The organism is Falsiroseomonas sp. RANM36 (genome assembly GCF_056682175.1).
Window position 1 is genome coordinate 293,253 of sequence record NZ_JBWXTD010000003.1, and the last position, 1,234, is coordinate 294,486.

A 1,234-nucleotide genomic window follows, 5' to 3' on the forward strand; every position below is an offset into this window, starting at 1 on the left:
CCCCCCCTCGCAACCCCGCCTCCCCCCCCCCCCCCCCCCCCCCCCCCCCCCCCGCGGGGGGGGGGCGCGCGGGCCGGGGCGCGGCGGCGGGCGCCCCTGGGCGGCTTGCCGGCGGCTCTGCGAGCGGCGGGCAGGTGCGGCACGCGTCATCGCCGGCCGATGTAGCACGCCCCGCGGCCGGGTGCTTGCAGCACCGCATGCGGAACGTCATCTGCGCGGCGGGACGGCCCGCAGAAGGCCGCCACGCCAGCAGGCTTCATCCGACGGGAAAGAACGACGATGCATCTCTCACGCCGCGGCGCGCTCGGCGCCGCCCTTGCCACGCTTGCCCTGCCGGCCGCCGCGCAGGCGGACTGGACGCCGCCCGGACCGGTCCGGCTGGTCAACCCCTTCGCCCCCGGCGGCAGCCCGGACATCCTGGCCCGCGTCATGGCGCCGCACATGCAGGGCTTCCTCGGCCAGCCGATGGTGGTGGAAAACCGGCCGGGCGCCGGCGCGGCGGGCGGCACGCGCTCGGTCGCGCGCGCGGCGCCGGATGGCACGACGGTGCTGCTCGCGCCGATCTCCTCGGTGATCGCGCCCTTCATGATGGCGGAGCCGGGCTATCAGCTGTCCGACTTCCGGCCCGTCGCCTGGCTCGCGACCACGCCCTTCGCGCTGGTGGTGCGGCCCGGCCGCTTCGCCGATGTGCGCGCCTGGGACGCCTTCATGAAGGCCAATCCCGGCCGGCTGACCGGCGCCACGGGCGGCACCGGCACGCCGCACCAGCTGGCGGCGGAGCTGTACCGATCCGCCTCCGCCACGCAGTTCGAGCTGGTGGGCTATCGCGGCACGGCGCCGGCGCTGACCGATCTGCGCGCGGGCAATGTGGACTTCATGTTCGCAGACATGCCCGCGGCACTCGGCATGATCCGCTCGGGCGACCTGCAGGCGCTGGCCGTCTGCACGACGGCCCGCGTGCCGGCGCTGCCGGATGTGCCGACCATGGCGGAGTCGGTCGCGCCCGGCTTCGACGCGAATTCCTGGGTGATGTGGTGGGTGCCCGCCGCCACCCCCGACCCGGTGGCGCGCCGCCTGGCCGCGGCGGCGCTGCACGGGCTGGCGCAGCCGGATGTGCGCAGCCGCGCGGGCGAGGTCGGCTTCATCCTGGTCGGCGCCGACATCCAGGGCGCCGAGGCGCATATGCGGCGCGAGACGGAGATAGCAGCCCGCTCACCCCCATGCCGCTCGCCAG

General features: G+C 76.6%; 1 protein-coding gene. It reads left to right on the forward strand.

Annotated elements, in window-relative coordinates; translation table 11 throughout:
• Positions 1-279 precede the first annotated feature (279 nt).
• The coding region (locus AC1MIR_RS06210; RefSeq protein ID WP_480027314.1) for a tripartite tricarboxylate transporter substrate binding protein at positions 280-1,234 on the forward strand (955 nt) is incomplete at its 3' end.